The organism is Scandinavium sp., assembly GCF_032012665.1.
GTDB lineage: Bacteria > Pseudomonadota > Gammaproteobacteria > Enterobacterales > Enterobacteriaceae > Scandinavium.
The window spans coordinates 33,726-50,854 of record NZ_DALZVG010000025.1 but is presented as its reverse complement, the minus strand read 5'-3'; the positions used below and the strand labels follow the sequence as shown (position 1 = coordinate 50,854).

Annotated in this window: 13 protein-coding genes; 10 read left to right on the top strand and 3 right to left on the bottom strand. The window is 57.2% G+C overall.

Annotated features, from left to right (window positions below; all coding sequences use genetic code 11):
• The first annotated feature begins 129 nt into the window (after positions 1 to 129).
• The 3 genes from tamA to RTU33_RS17685 are packed head-to-tail and all read left to right on the top strand — an operon-like array spanning position 130 to position 5,983.
• Positions 130 to 1,863 carry an autotransporter assembly complex protein TamA gene (gene tamA, locus RTU33_RS17695; RefSeq protein WP_312629102.1) on the top strand — a complete coding sequence of 578 codons (1,734 nt, stop codon included), beginning with the start codon at positions 130 to 132 and terminating at the stop codon, positions 1,861 to 1,863.
• Positions 1,860 to 5,636, top strand: coding sequence for an autotransporter assembly complex protein TamB (gene tamB, locus RTU33_RS17690; protein WP_312629101.1), 3,777 nt, complete (start codon positions 1,860 to 1,862; stop codon positions 5,634 to 5,636). The genes tamA and tamB overlap by 4 nt, the downstream gene beginning before the upstream one ends.
• Before the next feature lie 2 nt (positions 5,637 to 5,638).
• Positions 5,639 to 5,983, top strand: a complete 345-nt coding sequence (locus RTU33_RS17685; RefSeq protein WP_312629100.1) for a gamma-glutamylcyclotransferase — start codon at positions 5,639 to 5,641, stop codon at positions 5,981 to 5,983.
• Positions 5,984 to 6,070: 87 nt separating this feature from the next.
• Here RTU33_RS17685 and ppa read toward each other — a convergent pair whose 3' ends face one another.
• Positions 6,071 to 6,598, bottom strand: a complete 528-nt coding sequence (ppa, locus tag RTU33_RS17680; protein ID WP_032616230.1) for an inorganic diphosphatase — start codon at positions 6,596 to 6,598, stop codon at positions 6,071 to 6,073.
• 294 nt (positions 6,599 to 6,892) lie between these two features.
• Here ppa and ytfQ point away from each other — a divergent pair, with 294 nt between their 5' ends.
• The 5 genes from ytfQ (at position 6,893) to RTU33_RS17655 (ending at position 13,182) form a co-directional block, all read left to right on the top strand.
• Positions 6,893 to 7,849 (top strand): galactofuranose ABC transporter, galactofuranose-binding protein YtfQ, encoded by a 957-nt coding sequence (ytfQ, locus tag RTU33_RS17675; RefSeq protein WP_312629098.1) that lies wholly within the window; start codon positions 6,893 to 6,895, stop codon positions 7,847 to 7,849.
• A 139-nt stretch (positions 7,850 to 7,988) separates the two neighbouring features.
• Complete coding sequence (gene ytfR, locus RTU33_RS17670) at positions 7,989 to 9,494, top strand: galactofuranose ABC transporter, ATP-binding protein YtfR (RefSeq protein WP_312629096.1); 1,506 nt, start codon at positions 7,989 to 7,991, stop codon at positions 9,492 to 9,494.
• A gap of 10 nt (positions 9,495 to 9,504) precedes the next feature.
• Complete coding sequence (ytfT, locus tag RTU33_RS17665; RefSeq protein WP_312629094.1) at positions 9,505 to 10,530, top strand: galactofuranose ABC transporter, ATP-binding protein YtfT; 1,026 nt, start codon at positions 9,505 to 9,507, stop codon at positions 10,528 to 10,530.
• Positions 10,517 to 11,518 (top strand): galactofuranose ABC transporter, permease protein YjfF, encoded by a 1,002-nt coding sequence (yjfF, locus tag RTU33_RS17660; protein ID WP_312629093.1) that lies wholly within the window; start codon positions 10,517 to 10,519, stop codon positions 11,516 to 11,518. Before ytfT ends, yjfF begins: the two co-directional genes overlap by 14 nt.
• Before the next feature lie 95 nt (positions 11,519 to 11,613).
• Positions 11,614 to 13,182, top strand: a complete 1,569-nt coding sequence (locus tag RTU33_RS17655) for a methyl-accepting chemotaxis protein (RefSeq protein ID WP_312629092.1) — start codon at positions 11,614 to 11,616, stop codon at positions 13,180 to 13,182.
• Positions 13,183 to 13,279: 97 nt separating this feature from the next.
• Here RTU33_RS17655 and fbp read toward each other — a convergent pair whose 3' ends face one another.
• A complete protein-coding gene (fbp, locus tag RTU33_RS17650) occupies positions 13,280 to 14,278 on the bottom strand; it encodes a class 1 fructose-bisphosphatase (RefSeq protein WP_312629091.1) in 999 nt (332 codons plus the stop codon).
• A gap of 180 nt (positions 14,279 to 14,458) precedes the next feature.
• Here fbp and mpl point away from each other — a divergent pair, with 180 nt between their 5' ends.
• Together mpl and RTU33_RS17640 are read left to right on the top strand one after the other, a co-directional pair.
• On the top strand, positions 14,459 to 15,835 hold the full coding sequence (gene mpl / locus RTU33_RS17645) for a UDP-N-acetylmuramate:L-alanyl-gamma-D-glutamyl-meso-diaminopimelate ligase (RefSeq protein WP_312629090.1): 1,377 nt from the start codon (positions 14,459 to 14,461) through the stop codon (positions 15,833 to 15,835).
• Between the two features lie 85 nt (positions 15,836 to 15,920).
• A complete protein-coding gene (locus RTU33_RS17640; RefSeq protein WP_312629089.1) occupies positions 15,921 to 16,445 on the top strand; it encodes a GNAT family N-acetyltransferase in 525 nt (174 codons plus the stop codon).
• A 36-nt stretch (positions 16,446 to 16,481) separates the two neighbouring features.
• Here RTU33_RS17640 and yjgA read toward each other — a convergent pair whose 3' ends face one another.
• Complete coding sequence (gene yjgA / locus RTU33_RS17635; protein ID WP_312629088.1) at positions 16,482 to 17,036, bottom strand: ribosome biogenesis factor YjgA; 555 nt, start codon at positions 17,034 to 17,036, stop codon at positions 16,482 to 16,484.
• Positions 17,037 to 17,129 lie beyond the last annotated feature (93 nt).

Below are 17,129 nucleotides of genomic sequence, written 5' to 3'. Positions count from 1 at the left end.
AGTTAGACATAAGAAATAATATTGAGTTGGATCGATTTTTTTCAACCGAACGTGTTGGAATTTTGTTAAGCAGTAGATCGGCATTGTGTTTCCTGACGGGGTGGAAACAAGGACTTTTTGGGAGAAGACGTGCCACAAATTCGCCAATTTTGTTGGGCCAGCCTGTTGCTGGTCAGTGGTGTTGCCGGAGCGGCAAACATACGTTTACAGGTAGATGGGCTTGACGGAGAGCTGCTGAAGAACGTGCGCGCACAGCTGTCCACCATCGAGAGCGACGAGGTGACGCCGGATCGCCGTTTCCGCGCGCGCGTCGATGACGCTATCCGCGAAGGGCTGAAGGCGCTCGGCTATTACGAACCGCAGATTGATTTTGAGCTGAAGCCTGCGCCGGCCAAGGGCCGCCAGGTGCTGATGGCTCACGTTACGCCGGGCGAACCCGTTCGCATTGGTGGCACCGACGTGATTTTACGCGGCGGGGCGCGAACCGATCGCGATTATCTGGATTTGCTGAAAAAGCGACCTGCCGTCGGGACTATCCTTAACCACGGCGATTACGACGGTTTCAAGAAAGATCTTACCAGCGTCTCGCTGCGCAAAGGTTACTTCGACAGCGAATTCAAAAAGAGCCAGCTTGGCGTTTCCCTTGACCGCCATCAGGCGTTCTGGGACATCGACTACGACAGCGGCGAACGCTATCGCTTCGGGCCGGTGACGTTCCAGGGATCGCAGATTCAGGACCGCTATCTGCAAAATCTGATTCCGTTTAAGGAAGGGGATTACTACACCTCCGACGATCTGGCCGAGCTCAACCGCCGTCTCTCGGCGACAGGCTGGTTCAACTCCGTGGTGGTGGCGCCGGAATTTGATAAAGCGCGAAAAACGAAAGTTCTGCCGCTGGAAGGCGTGGTATCGCCGCGCACCCGGAACACGATTGAAACCGGGGTTGGCTATTCCACCGACGTAGGCCCGCGCGTTAAAGCGTCATGGAACAAGCCATGGATCAACTCCTACGGCCACAGTCTGACCTCGTCCGTAAGCCTTTCCGCACCGGAGCAGCAGCTCGATTTCTCTTATAAAGTGCCGCTGCTGAAGAACCCACTCGAACAGTATTATTTGCTGCAGGGTGGCTTTAAGCGCACCGATCTGAACGATACCGAATCGGACTCCACTACGCTCGGCGTGTCGCGCTACTGGGATCTTTCCAGCGGCTGGCAGCGTGCGATTAACCTGCGCTGGAGCCTTTCTCACTTTACCCAGGCGGACGTCACCAACACCACCATGCTGCTTTATCCGGGCGTGATGATAAGCCGCACCCGCTCGCGTGGCGGCCTGATGCCGACGTGGGGCGATTCCCAGCGCTATTCGGTCGATGTATCGAACACCGCGTGGGGATCGGACGTTGACTTCGCCGTTATTCAGGCGCAAAACACCTGGATTCGCACCCTTTACGATCGCCACCGCTTTGTGGTGCGCGGCAACCTTGGCTGGATCGAAACCGGCGACTTCGACAGAGTGCCGCCGGACCTGCGCTTCTTCGCCGGGGGCGATCGCAGCATTCGCGGCTATAAATACCAGTCGATCTCACCGAAAGACGATAACGGCAAGCTTACCGGGGCATCGCGTTTGGCGACGGGCTCGCTGGAGTACCAGTACAACGTGACCGGTAAATGGTGGGGGGCGATGTTCGTCGACAGCGGCGAAGCGGTAAACGACTTCCGCGATGACGATTTTAAAACCGGCGCGGGCGTCGGCGTGCGCTGGCAGTCTCCGGTCGGGCCCATCAAGCTCGACCTGGCGGTGCCGGTCGGTGACAAAGACGAGCACGGGTTACAGTTCTACATCGGTCTGGGGCCAGAATTATGAGTTTATGGAAGAAGATTAGCCTCGGCGTACTGGTATTCCTCATTCTGCTGCTGGGCACGGTGGCATTCCTGGTGGGGACCACGACCGGGCTGCATCTGGTTTTCAAAGCCGCGGACCGCTGGGTGCCCGGCCTTTCCATCGGCCAGGTGGTCGGCGGCTGGAAGGATTTAACGGTTAAAAACCTGCGCTATGAGCAGCCAGGCGTGGCGGTAGACGCGGGGCAGTTCCATCTGGCGGTGAATACTGCCTGCCTGTGGAAAAGCAGCCTGTGCGTGAACGATCTGTCGCTTTCAAACGTGAACGTGGCGATCGACAGCAAAAAAATGCCGCCGTCAGCACCCGCGACGGAAGAGGACAGCGGGCCGCTGAACCTCTCCACGCCGTACCCGATAACCCTGAGCCGGGTTGCGCTGAATAACGTGAATATCAAAATCGACGACACCACCGTGTCGGTGATGGATTTCACCTCCGGCCTTAACTGGCAGGATAAAAACCTGACGCTGACGCCGACCTCGCTACAGGGGCTGCTTATCGCCCTACCGAAAGTGGCTAACGTGGCGCAGGAACAGGTGGTTGAGCCGAAAATCGAGAAGCCGAAGCCGGATGAAAAAACGCTCGGTGAGACGATGAAGGAACTCTTCTCGAAGCCGGTGCTGCCAGAAATGACCGACGTGCATCTGCCGCTCAATCTGAATATTGAGGAATTTCGCGGTGAGCAGCTTAGGCTGACGGGTGACACCGACCTTACCGTCTACAAAATGCTGCTTAAAGTCAGCAGCATTGACGGCGACATGAAGCTGGACGCGCTGGACGTTGACTCCAGCCAGGGCACGGTGAACGCCACCGGCACGGCAAAACTTCAGGACAGCTGGCCGGTCGATTTAACCCTTAACAGCACCCTGAATATCGACCCGGTGAAGGGCGAGAAGATCAAAATGAAAATCGGCGGCGAAGTGCGCAAGCAGCTCGACGTCGGGATCAATCTCTCTGGTCCGGTAGACGTTGGCATTCGGGCGCAGGCGCAGCTCGCCGAAGCCGGGCTGCCGCTGAATCTGGAAGTGCTGAGCAAGCAGCTTTACTGGCCGTTTACCGGCGCGAAACAGTATCAGGCCGATGACCTGAAGCTGAAGCTCAGCGGCAAAATGACCGACTACACGCTGTCGTTCCGCACGGCGGTGAAAGGACAGGATGTGCCTCCGGCAACTATCACGCTGGATGCTAAAGGCAATGAGCTGCAGGTGAATCTCGATAAGCTGACCATCGCGGCGCTGGAAGGGAAAACGGAGCTCAAGGCGCTGCTGGACTGGCAGCAGGCGATCAGTTGGCGCGGTGCGCTGACGCTAAACGGCATCAATACCGCTAAAGAAATGCCGGACTGGCCTGCAAAGCTTAACGGCAGCATCAAAACCACCGGCAGCCTGTATGGCGGCAGCTGGCAGGTGGACGTGCCGGAACTTAAGCTCACCGGCAACGTGAAGCAAAATAAAGTAAACGTTGACGGTAAGCTTTCGGGCAACAGCTATCTGCAATGGAAAATACCGGGGCTCCATCTGGAGCTTGGGCGCAACAGCGCCGACGTGAAGGGCGAACTGGGCGTGAAGGAGCTGAACCTGGATGCGACCATCGATGCGCCGGGGCTGGATAACGCGCTTCCGGGCCTCGGCGGCACGGCCAAAGGTCTGCTGAAGGTTCGCGGCACCGTCGATGCGCCGCAGCTGCTGGCGGATATCACTGCCCGCAACCTGCGCTGGCAGGAGATTTCCGTCGCTCAGGCTTCGATCAAAGGCGACGTGAAATCCACCGACCAGATTGGCGGTAACCTCGATGTGCGTGTGAACGGTATTGCGCAGCCCGGCGTCAATATCAGGCAGGTGCTGCTGTCCGCGAAAGGCGATGAGAAACAGCACAAGCTGGAGCTGCGTGTTCAGGGCGAGCCGGTGTCCGGCCAGCTTGATTTGGCGGGCAGCTTTGACCGTAAAGAAGAGCGCTGGAAAGGGACGCTCAGCAATACCCGCTTCCAGACGCCGGTTGGGCTCGTGTCGCTCTCGCGCGCCATTACGCTCGATTTCCGCAATAAAGAGCAGAAAATCAGCATCGGGCCTCACTGCTGGACGAACCCGAACGCAGAGCTGTGCGTGCCGCAAACCATTGATGCCGGTGAGACCGGGCGGGCGGTGGTCAATCTTAACCGCTTTGATTTAGCCATGCTCAAGCCGTTTATGCCGGAAGAAACGCAGGCGAGCGGCGTGTTCACTGGCAATGCGGATGTGAGCTGGGATGCGACCAAACCGGGTCTGCCGCAGGGCAAAGTGACGCTCAGCGGACGTAACGTAAAGGTCACGCAGACGGTGAACGACGCGGCGCTGCCGGTAGCCTTTGACACGCTTAACCTGAACGCCGATCTGCACAATAATCGTGCTCAGCTGGGCTGGATGATTCGCCTGACCAACAACGGCCAGCTTGACGGACAGGTTGAAGTGACCGATCCGCAGGGGCGGCGCAATCTCGGCGGCAACGTGAATATCCGTAACTTCTCTCTGGCGATGATCAACCCGATTTTCGCACGTGGGGAAAAGGCCGCGGGAACTCTGAATGCGAACCTGCGCCTTGGGGGGAACGTTCAGAGCCCGCAGCTGTTCGGACAGCTGGCGCTGACCGGTCTGGATATCGACGGTAACTTTATGCCGTTTGACATGCAGCCGAGCCGGGTGGCGATGAACTTCAACGGCACGCGCTCGACGCTCGATGGCGTAATTGCCACCCAGCAGGGGCAAATTAGCCTCAGCGGTAACGCCGACTGGACGCAAATAGACAACTGGCGCGCGCAGGTGGCGGCAAAAGGCAGTCGGGTGCGCATCACCGTACCGCCAATGGTTCGCCTTGATGTGTCGCCGGACGTGGTCTTCACCGCAACGCCGAGCCTGTTTACGCTGGATGGCAACGTGGATGTACCGTGGGCGCGCATCGTGGTGCATGACGTGCCGGAGAGCGCCGTCGGCGTCTCCAGTGATGAAGTCATGCTCGACAAAGACCTGAAGCCGGTTAATCCGCAAACGGCGGGCATTCCGATCAACAGCAATCTGACTATTCACGTCGGTAACAACGTGCGCCTGGACGCGTTCGGCCTGAAGGCGCGCCTGACGGGCGATCTGAAAGTGGCTCAGGACAAGCACGGTCTGGGTCTGAATGGCCAGATCAACATCCCGCAAGGGCGCTTCCACGCCTATGGGCAGGATTTGATCGTGCGTAAAGGCATCCTGCTGTTCTCCGGCCCGCCGGATCGGCCGATGCTGAATATTGAAGCAATTCGTAACCCGGATGCCACGGAAGATAACGTCACCGCGGGCGTACGCGTGACCGGGCTGGCGGATCAGCCGAAGGCCGAAATCTTCTCCGACCCGGCAATGTCGCAGCAGGCGGCGCTTTCGTATCTGCTTCGCGGGCAGGGGCTCGACAGCCAGCAGGGGGACGGCGCGGCGATGACGTCAGCGCTGGTCGGACTAGGGGTTGCACAAAGTGGGCAGATTGTGGGTAAAATCGGCGAGACGTTTGGCGTCAGCAATCTGGCCCTGGATACTGCCGGGGTGGGCGACTCCTCACAGGTTGTGGTGAGCGGCTACATCGCTCCAGGATTGCAGGTGAAATATGGCGTGGGAATTTTTGACTCTCTGGCAACACTCACGCTACGCTACCGTCTGATGCCCAAGCTATATCTGGAAGCGGTGTCTGGCATAGACCAGGCACTTGATCTGCTCTATCAGTTCGAGTTTTAGCAATGCGAATATTTGTTTACGGCAGTTTACGGCGCAAACAGGGCAACAGCCACTGGATGACCAACGCTCAGTGGCTGGGCGATCACAGCGTCGATAACTATCAGCTCTACAGCCTGGGCCACTATCCAGGCGCGGTTCCCGGTGAAGGAACAGTAGCAGGTGAAGTTTATCGAATCGACGCCTCGACGCTCGCCGAGCTTGATGCGCTGCGTACCAAAGGTGGTGAGTACGCCCGCTACCTGATTCAGACGCCGTACGGCAGCGCGTGGATGTACGTCTATCAGCGTCCGGTAGACGGCTTCACCCGAATCGATACCGGCAACTGGCTGGATAAAGATAAGTTCTGACTAAGTCACGCCACCTTCGGGTGGCGTGACTTTTTGTGCACAATAAAAAACACCGCCCGGAGGCGGTGTTTTTTATCACGAAAAGAATTACTTCTTCGCGCGCTCGAAGGAGGCGATGATTTCTGCTTTTGCAGCTTCAGCGTTGTCCCAGCCTTCCACTTTCACCCATTTGCCTTTTTCCAGATCTTTGTAGTGCTCGAAGAAGTGAGCGATCTGGGCTTTCAGCAGTTCTGGCAGGTCGTTCACATCTTTAATGTGATCGTACTCTTTGCTCAGTTTGGTGTGCGGTACGGCAACCAGCTTCGCATCTTCACCGGCTTCGTCGGTCATCTTCAGGACGCCAACCGGACGGCAGCGAATCACGGAGCCCGGCTGCAGTGGATATGGCGTTGGAACCAGAACATCAACCGGGTCACCGTCCAGAGACAGGGTGTGGTTGATGTAGCCGTAGTTGCACGGATAGAACATCGCGGTAGACATGAAGCGGTCCACGAACAGCGCACCGGTGTCTTTGTCGATTTCGTATTTGATTGGATCTGCGTTAGCAGGAATTTCGATAACAACGTAGATGTCTTCTGGCAGCTCTTTGCCCGCAGGGACGTTGAGTAAGCTCATGTCGGATTCCTTAAAAATGTATAGCAACCAAGTGCCCGGTATTATAGCCAACTCAACCTAAATGTCTTCGCTTCTTTTCAGTCCTGGCTTGCCTTCGCGTCGTTTTTCAGAGCCTTTAACCAGGTGAAAAATCCATAAAGCCAGCCGCTTGATGAATAAAGCTGTGGAAGCGCTTACAAATCACACTTTCTCTTTTTGGAAGTGTGATGTAACGCATCACGTTACATTTCTCATTGTCTATAGTTTTTCGGCAGATGCTGGTTTTACCCACAAAATCTCAGAGAGGATACCCTTATGTGGAAGCGTTTACTTCTTGTCTCCGCTGTTTCCGCAGCCATGTCGTCTATGGCGATGGCTGCCCCTTTAACCGTAGGATTTTCACAGGTTGGTTCGGAATCTGGCTGGCGTGCTGCTGAAACCAGCGTGGCAAAAAGTGAAGCCGAAAAACGTGGGATCACCCTGAAAATCGCCGATGGACAGCAAAAACAAGAGAACCAAATCAAAGCGGTACGTTCGTTCATCGCCCAGGGCGTGGACGCCATTTTCATTGCTCCTGTGGTTGCAACCGGCTGGGAGCCGGTGCTGAAAGAAGCCAAACAGGCCAAAATCCCGGTATTCCTGCTCGACCGTTCGATTGATGTGAAAGACAAATCGCTCTACATGACCACCGTCACCGCCGATAACGTGCTGGAAGGCAAACTGATTGGCGACTGGCTGGTAAAAACCGAAGCCGGGAAGCCGTGTAACGTTGTTGAGCTGCAGGGTACCGTTGGCGCAAGCGTCGCTATCGATCGTAAGAAAGGCTTTGCCGAAGCCATCGCTAAAGCGCCGAACATTAAGATTATCCGCTCTCAGTCCGGCGACTTTACCCGCAGTAAAGGTAAAGAAGTGATGGAAAGCTTCATCAAAGCAGAAAACAACGGCAAGAACATCTGCATGGTTTACGCCCATAACGATGACATGGCTATCGGTGCCATTCAGGCCATCAAAGAAGCGGGTCTGAAGCCGGGCAAAGATATTCTGACCGGCTCCATCGACGGCGTGCCGGATATCTATAAAGCGATGCTGGCCGATGAAGCCAACGCTAACGTGGAGCTGACGCCAAACATGGCAGGCCCGGCGTTTGATGCGCTGGAGAAATTCAAGAAAGACGGCACTATGCCGCCGAAGCTGACCCTGACGCACTCTCAGCTGTACCTGAAAGACAGCGCCCAGGCCCAGCTGGATAAGAAAAAAGACATGGGCTACTGATGTAAAACCCCTCACCCTGGCCCTCTCCCCTGAGGGGAGAGGGAACCGATCGAGCGGCGTTTGATTTGAGCGGGCCTGGTGTTCTCCCTCTCCCTTTTAGGGAGAGGGTCGGGGTGAAGGTTATTTTTAGGGGCTGACAATGACTGATTCTGTTCACAATCAGGATATTTTGCGCACGGAAGGCCTGAGCAAATTTTTCCCCGGCGTTAAGGCGCTGGATAACGTCGATTTCAGCCTGCGTCGTGGTGAAATCATGGCCCTGCTCGGTGAGAACGGTGCCGGAAAGTCCACCCTCATCAAAGCGCTGACCGGGGTTTATCACGCCGATCGCGGCACCATCTGGCTCGAAGGCGAAACCATCTCCCCGAAAAACACCGCCCACGCTCAACAGCTTGGGATTGGGACGGTGTATCAGGAAGTGAACCTTCTGCCGAACATGTCGGTAGCGGATAACCTGTTTATCGGCCGCGAGCCGCGGCGTTTCGGCTTCCTGCAACGTAAAGAAATGGAAAAACGCGCGACTGCACTGATGGCTTCCTATGGCTTTTCGCTCGATGTGCGTGAACCGCTGAACCGTTTTTCCGTCGCCATGCAGCAAATCGTGGCTATCTGCCGTGCTATCGATCTCTCCGCTAAGGTGCTGATCCTCGACGAGCCCACGGCAAGCCTGGACACTCAGGAAGTGGAAATGCTGTTCACCCTGATGCGCCAGCTGCGCGATCAGGGCGTCAGTCTTATCTTCGTCACCCATTTTCTCGATCAGGTTTATCAGGTCAGCGACCGCATCACCGTGCTGCGCAACGGCAGCTTTGTCGGCTGTAAGGAAACCAAAGCGTTGCCGCAGATAGAGCTGGTCAAAATGATGCTGGGTCGCGAACTGGACAATAACGCCCTGCAACGCGCGGGCCGCACGCTGCTCAGCGATAAACCCGTCGCCGCGTTCAAAGGCTTCGGTAAGAAAGGCGTGATTGAGCCGTTCGATTTACAGGTGCGTCCTGGCGAAATTGTCGGGCTGGCGGGGCTGCTCGGCTCCGGGCGTACCGAAACCGCGGAAGTCATCTTCGGTATCAGGCCTTCGGACAGCGGCAGCGCGGAGATCAAAGGCAAGCCGCAGACGCTGCGCTCGCCGCATCAGGCTTCCTGTCTCGGCATTGGTTTTTGCCCGGAAGATCGCAAAACCGACGGTATTATTGCCGCCGCCTCGGTGCGGGAAAACATCATTCTGGCGCTCCAGGCGCAGCGCGGCTGGCTGCGGCCGATTCCTCGCCGGGAGCAAAACGAAATTGCCGAACGCTTTATTCGCCAGCTTGGTATCCGCACGCCGAGTGCTGAACAGCCAATTGAGTTTCTCTCCGGCGGCAACCAGCAGAAGGTGCTGCTGTCGCGCTGGCTGTTAACGCGCCCTCAGTTCCTGATCCTCGATGAACCTACGCGCGGCATTGACGTAGGCGCTCACGCTGAAATCATCCGCCTTATCGAAACGCTCTGTGCCGATGGCCTGGCGCTGCTGGTTATTTCCTCCGAGCTGGAGGAGCTGGTGGGCTATGCGGATCGGGTGATTATTCTGCGCGACCGTAAACAGGTGGCCGAGATCCCGCTGGACGCGCTATCGGTTCCGGCGATCATGAATGCTATTGCGGCATAAGGGGTATGCAGTGATGCCACAATCTCTCCCTCAAAGCGGGCCGAAGAAGCGCCGCTTTAGCTGGCCGACGGGGATGCCGCAAATCGCGGCGCTGATCCTCGTGCTGCTGGTCGACAGCTTCGTGTCACCGCACTTTTTCCAGGTGGTGCTGCAGGACGGACGACTGTTCGGTAGCCCGATTGATATTCTTAATCGCGCGGCGCCCGTGGCGCTGTTGGCAATCGGTATGACGCTGGTGATTGCCACCGGCGGGATCGATCTTTCCGTCGGCGCGGTGATGGCGATAGCCGGTGCGACGGCGGCGTCGATGGAGGTTGCCGGACACAGCCTGCCGGTGGTGCTGCTGGTGGCGCTGGCGACGGGCGTGCTGGCAGGGTTATGGAACGGCATTCTGGTCGCCATCCTCAAAATCCAGCCGTTTGTTGCCACGCTAATCCTGATGGTGGCCGGGCGAGGCGTGGCGCAGCTCATCACCGCCGGGCAAATCGTAACTTTTGATTCCGACTCGCTTGCCTGGTTTGGCAGCGGAAAACTGCTGCTGTTCCCGACGCCGGTGATCATCGCGCTGATAACGCTCATTATCTTCTGGTTATTCACCCGCAAAACGGCGCTTGGGATGTTCATTGAAGCGGTGGGGATCAACATCCGTGCGGCGAAAAACGCCGGGGTGAACACTCGCATAGTGGTGATGTTGACGTACGTGCTGAGCGGCGTCTGTGCCGCCATTGCCGGGGTGATCGTTGCCGCCGATATTCGCGGGGCGGATGCCAATAATGCCGGACTGTGGCTGGAGCTGGACGCTATTCTTGCCGTCGTCATTGGCGGCGGATCGCTGATGGGCGGGCGCTTTAATTTGCTGCTCTCGGTGATTGGCGCGCTGATTATTCAGGGCATGAACACCGGCATTCTGCTGTCGGGCTTCCAGCCGGAGCTGAACCAGGTGGTGAAAGCGGTGGTGGTGCTGTGCGTACTGGTAGTCCAGTCGCCGCGCTTTATCGGCTTACTGAAAGGAGTGCGCGGCCATGATAAAACGTAACCTGCCGCTGATGATCACCCTTGCGGTGTTCATTCTCGGCTATCTCTACTGCCTGACGCAGTTCCCCGGCTTCGCCTCAACGCGCGTGATCTGCAACATCCTCACCGATAATGCGTTTCTCGGGATCATCGCCGTTGGCATGACCTTTGTGATCCTCTCCGGTGGGATCGACCTCTCCGTGGGATCGGTGATCGCGTTTACCGGCGTGTTCCTCGCCAAGGCGATCGGCTTCTGGGGCATGTCGCCGCTGGTGGCGTTTCCGCTGGTGCTGGTGATGGGCTGTGCATTTGGCGCATTTATGGGGTTATTGATTGATGTCCTGAAGATCCCGGCGTTTATCATTACGCTGGCGGGAATGTTCTTCCTGCGCGGCGTCAGTTATCTCGTTTCGGAAGAGTCGATTCCGATCAATCATCCGATTTACGACAGGCTTTCCGATATGGCGTGGATGATCCCCGGCGGCGGGCGGCTCAGCGCCATGGGCCTCCTGATGCTGCTGGTTGTGCTGGCGGGGATGTTTGTTGCTCACCGCACGCGGTTTGGTAATCAGGTCTACGCCATCGGCGGAAGTGCGGTATCGGCGAACCTGATGGGGATTTCCACCCGCAGCACCACCATCCGGATTTATATGCTGTCGACGGGCCTGGCAACGCTCGCCGGGATTGTCTTCTCCGTTTACACCCAGGCGGGCTATGCGCTGGCAGGGATGGGCGTGGAGCTTGATGCCATTGCCTCGGTAGTGATCGGCGGTACATTGCTAAGCGGCGGCGTGGGAACGGTGCTTGGCACGCTGTTTGGCGTGGGTATTCAGGGGCTGATTCAGACCTACATCAACTTCGACGGCACGCTGAGCTCGTGGTGGACAAAAATTGCCATCGGCATTTTGCTGTTTATTTTTATTGCCCTGCAGCGCGGCCTGACGGTGTTGTGGGAAAATCGTCAGAGCTCGCCGGTGACGCGCGTGCCGGTGGCGGTAACAAAGCAATAACATACTGAATTTATTAATAACCCTAAAGTTTTCCCGGTCGCAGCCGATACCTTTTATTTACACCCAAAAGTCTCTTTGCTACCGGGAATGACATCATGCTGAAACAGCTCTCCATCCGTACCGGCCTGCTTTCTTTACTGGCCGTGATGACCCTCCTTTTGCTGCTGGTCAGCGGCATTGGTATTTACGCCCTCACCAAAAGTTCCGCATCGCTCACGCGCATTAATCACCTGCAGGGTGAGCAGCTCGTGCAGCTCAACAAAGGCTACACGCTGATTCTGCGTGCCCGCAACGAAGCCGGGCAGGCCGTCCGCCTGATGGAAATCGGCATGCTCGACGATGCGGCAAAGTCGGTACAGAACATTCACCGGGAAATCGGGGTTGTGCAGAAAACCCTGGCCGATGTGATCGACTCAAAAATTGATGATGAGCAGGGCACGCAGCTGCTGGCGAACGTTGCTAAAAGCTATGGTGCCTACAACCAGCAGGGCATCACCCCGATGCTGGCCGCGCTCGACAGCCAAAGCGCTGACAGCTATTACGATCTGCTGGAAAACCATCTGATCCCCGTTTCCCGCCAGTTTGATAACGATATGCAGGCATTTCAGGGCTGGGTGGATGCGCGCGGTCAGGCGGAAGTGAGCATAGTGCGGGCCAGTAAAAACCGGGTGATGACGCTGATGATTATCGCCATTTTGCTGACCGCAGGCGTGATCGTGCTGGCGTGGATGGCCCTGCGCCACATGCTGCTCAAGCCGCTGAATACGGCGATTGTGCAGCTTGAGCAGGTCGCGGCGGGCAACCTGACCCATAGCCAGAATGCCCTGGCGAGCTTCGAAATTAACCGGCTGAATGCGGCGATCGGCGAGATGCGTCAGTCATTGATGGATTCGGTATTGCGCGTGCGTGATGCCAGCTCGCAGATTGATATCGGCAGCCGCGAGCTGACCGCAGGCAATAACAATCTGGCGCAGCGCACGGAGTCGACTGCAACGTCGCTCGAACAAACGGCAGCCAGCATGGAGCAGATCACCGCCACGGTGAAGCAGAACGCAGACAACGCCGAACAGGCGCACCAGCTGGCGAAAACCGTCTCCGATACCGCCGATCGCGGCAGCGAAATGGTTTGCTATGTGATCGAGAAAATGCGCGACATCTCCGGCAGCTCCAGCCGTATTGGCGACATTCTGAGCGTTATCGACGGCATCGCCTTCCAGACCAATATCCTGGCATTGAACGCCTCGGTCGAAGCGGCGCGTGCCGGGGAGCAGGGGCGTGGTTTTGCGGTGGTAGCGGGAGAAGTGCGCAATCTGGCGAGCCGCAGCGCCGATGCGGCGAAAGAGATCCGCACGCTTATCAGCGATTCCCAGACCCACGTCAGCGAAGGCAGCGACCTGGCGCAGCAGGCCGGGGAAACGATGGACGAAATTGCGTCTGAAGTGATGCGCATGACCAAACTGATGCGCGAAATTGCCAGCGCGTCGCTGGAGCAGAGCCGCGGTATTGAGCAGGTGAACATTGCGGTGAGCCAGATGGATGAGACGGCGCAGCAGAACGCGGCGCTGGTTCAGCAGTCTTCGGCGGCCACGCGCTCGCTGGAAGAGCAGTCGCGTGAGCTGATGGACGCCATGGCGTCCTTCCGCTTGCAGAACCAGGCGGCTTAATTATTCTTCTTTACCCCCACCCCGGCCCTCTCCCTGAAAGGGAGAGGGCGCAAATTATTCCCTCGCCCCTTTGGGGAGAGGGTTAGGGTGAGGGGAATTACGCGTCCGGATACTCACGCATAAACCGCTCGACGTCTTCCACCATATGATCGGTGCCGACGAAGAACGGACGGCGCTGGTGCAGGGTCTCCGGAATAATATCCAGAATGCGGTCTTTACCGTCGCTCGCTTTGCCGCCCGCCTGTTCGGCGAGGAAAGCCATCGGATTGCATTCGTACAGCAGGCGCAGTTTTCCCTGCGGGTGGCTGGCGGTACTTGGATAGAGATAGATCCCGCCTTTCAGCAGGTTGCGGTGGAAATCCGCCACCAGAGAGCCGATGTAGCGTGAGGTGTACGGGCGCTGCGTTGCCTTGTCTTCTTCCTGACAGAACTTCAGGTATTTCTTCACGCCCTGCGGGAATTTAATGTAGTTGCCTTCGTTAATGGAGTAGGTGTTACCCCGCTCCGGGAAGCGCATGTGCTCCTGGCTCAGGCAGAACACGCCGAGCGACGGATCGTAGGTAAACGCGTGCACGCCGCAGCCGGTGGTGTACACCATCAGCGTTGAGGAGCCATAGGCCACGTAGCCCGCGGCGACCTGCTTGTTGCCAGGCTGCAGGAAATCTTCTTCGGTGACGCGGGTGCCAACTGGCGTAATGCGATGATAGATAGAGAAAATTGTGCCGACGGTTACGTTAACGTCAATGTTAGAGGAGCCATCCAGCGGGTCCATCAGCACGACGTATTTGGCGTGCTCACAGCCTTCGAAAACGACAATCTCGTCCTCTTCTTCAGAGGCGATCCCGGCGACGATGTTGCGCGCTTTGAGGGCGGCCTTCAGTTTTTCATTCGCAAACAGATCGAGCTTTTGCTGCGCTTCTCCCTGGATGTTCTCCGCGCCGCTGGCCCCGAGAATGTCGACCAGGCCTGCCTTGTTGACATCGCGGTGGATAATTTTGGCGCCGAGCTTTATTGCCGACAGCAAAGCAGTCAGTTCACCCGTGGCATGCGGAAAATCATGCTGCTTCTCGACAATAAATTCACCTAACGTTTTCATAACACTTTCCCTGCATTTGATGTTGAGTAAAGCGGTTAATGTCCAACAATCTTAACAAACATTCAAAAAGCCGCGTACAGGTGAATCGCGCCAGCTAAATACGGAATTCGCTGAAATGCATTTCCGACACTGCCCACAAGAGGGTAAAATACGCCGCTGATGAAAAAGGAACAGTGACGTATGCGCATTCATATTTTGGGTATTTGTGGCACTTTTATGGGCGGTCTGGCGATGCTGGCTCGTTCCCTTGGCCATGAAGTAACGGGGTCGGATAACAACGTGTATCCGCCAATGAGCACGCTGCTGGAAGAGCAGGGCATTGACCTGATTCAGGGCTACGATGCTGCCCAGCTTGAGCCTCAGCCCGATTTGGTGATCATCGGTAATGCCATGACCCGCGGCAACCCGTGCGTGGAAGCGGTGCTTGAGAAAAACATTCCGTTCATGTCCGGCCCGCAGTGGCTGCATGACTTCGTGCTGAAGGATCGCTGGGTTGTCGCCGTTGCGGGTACGCACGGTAAAACCACCACCGCCGGTATGGCGACGTGGATCCTTGAGGCCTGCGGCTATAAGCCAGGCTTTGTGATCGGCGGCGTACCGGGCAACTTCAACGTCTCCGCGCGTCTGGGCGACAGCCCGTTCTTCGTGATCGAGGCCGACGAATACGACTGCGCCTTCTTCGACAAACGTTCGAAGTTCGTGCATTACTGCCCGCGCACGCTGATCCTCAATAACCTCGAGTTCGATCACGCAGATATCTTCGACGACCTGAAAGCGATTCAAAAACAGTTCCATCACCTGGTGCGCATCGTACCGGGCCAGGGCCGCATCATCGCGCCAGAGAACGACATCAACCTGAAGCAGACCCTGGCGATGGGCTGCTGGAGCGAGCAGGAGCTGGTGGGCGAGCAGGGCCACTGGCAGGCGAAGAAAATCACCCAGGATGCCGCTGAGTGGGAAGTATGGCTCGACGGTGAGCAGGTAGGCCAGGTGAAATGGGGCCTGGTTGGCGAGCACAACATGCACAACGGCCTGATGGCGATCGCCGCTGCGCGCCACGTGGGCGTCAAGCCTGCCGATGCCGCCGACGCGCTGGGAAGCTTTGTGAACGCCCGACGCCGTCTGGAGCTGCGCGGTGAGGCCAACGGCGTGACCGTGTATGACGATTTCGCCCATCACCCAACCGCGATCCTCGCAACGCTTCAGGCGCTGCGCGGCAAAGTAGGCGGCACGGCGCGCATTCTGGCCGTGCTGGAGCCGCGCTCCAACACCATGAAAATGGGTATTTGCAAAGATGATCTGGCCCCGTCGCTTGGCCGTGCGGACGAGGTCTTCCTGCTTCAGCCTCAGCACATTCCATGGCAGGTGGCGGAAGTGGCAGATGCCTGCATCCAGCCTGCGCACTGGAGCGCGGACGTGGACACGCTGGTCGAGATGATTGGCAAATCTGCGCAGCCGGGCGATCACATCCTGGTGATGAGCAACGGCGGCTTCGGCGGCATTCACCAGAAGCTGCTGGATATGCTGGCGAAGAAAGCGCAGCAGGCGCAAGAGTAATTCCGCAGTCAGAGCCGTCGGCATTACTGCTGGCGGCTCATTTCCCCGCTTTACTGTCTTTCCCTCATCGATAATGGACGCTGCGATGCTAACGAGCGAAAAACTGACGCACGCCGAAGGGGAACGTTTCTCCCTGGTGGATAACCTCTATTCCCACGCTTTTCCCTGGCATGAACAGCGGGAAGATGTGGCGAAACGGCAGGCGCTGGCGCATCCGGACTACGCGCTGGAGGCCTGGTACGACGGTGACATATTTGTGGGCTTAAGCGGTACCTGGAGATTCGGTGATTATGGCTACATTGAGCATCTCGCCATTGACGACAGCCTGCGCGGTCAGGGCTACGGCAAGCGTTTACTCGCCCGGCTTCTGGCGCGCAATCCGCGTACGCTGCTGGAAATCGACCCGCTAACCACGGACATAGCCCACAAGCGGCTTCGCTTTTATCAGAGCATGGGGTTTGTCGCGAACGACTACGCGCATACGCATCCGAGCTATCACGATAGCATCGCCGATCATGAACTGATTGTATTGAGTTACCCGCAGCCGCTGGCGGAGGAAGCGTATCAACGCTTCAGGAAGGATTTACATCAGGTGGTGATGGCGGAGTAACAGCAGGCCCCGTCGGAACGGGGCTGCTACAGGCGATCAGTCGGCGTTTTCAGCCAGTTCGCGCAGATACTGGAAAATCAGGCGAGAGGATTTTGGTGGTTTGTTGCCTTCCTTCTCTTTCTTCGCGTTACGGATAAGCGAACGCAGCTGCTGTCGGTCGGCGTCCGGCCACAGGTTCAGCACTTCCGCGACGACATCATCCCCTTCGACAATCAGACGATCGCGCAGCTGCTCCAGCTTATGGAACAGGGCAACCTGCTGGTTGTGGCGGTTTTTCAGCTTATCAAGCGCCTGGCGAATCGGGTCAACGTCGCGGCTTCGTAGCATTTTGCCGATCAGCTGCAGCTGGCGGCGGCGGCCTTCTTTCTTGATCTTTTGCGCCAGCTCAATGGCGGCGCGCAGGTCTTCATCCAGTGGGATTTTGTCGAGCGCATTCTTGCCGAGCTCAACCATTTCGGCGCCGAGGTCTTTTAATTCCTCAGCGTCGCGTTTAATTTCACTTTTACTGACCCAGATGATTTCATCATCTTCATCGTCAATTTCGTCATCACCGGGCACGTCATCGAGCCAGTCTTTGGGCTGCTTGGTCATCTCAGGCTCCTAAAAAAAGAGACACATGGTAGCAGTTTCATTACGCACTGAAAAACGGTTCTCTGATAGACTTCAATAAACTCCTTTCTACAT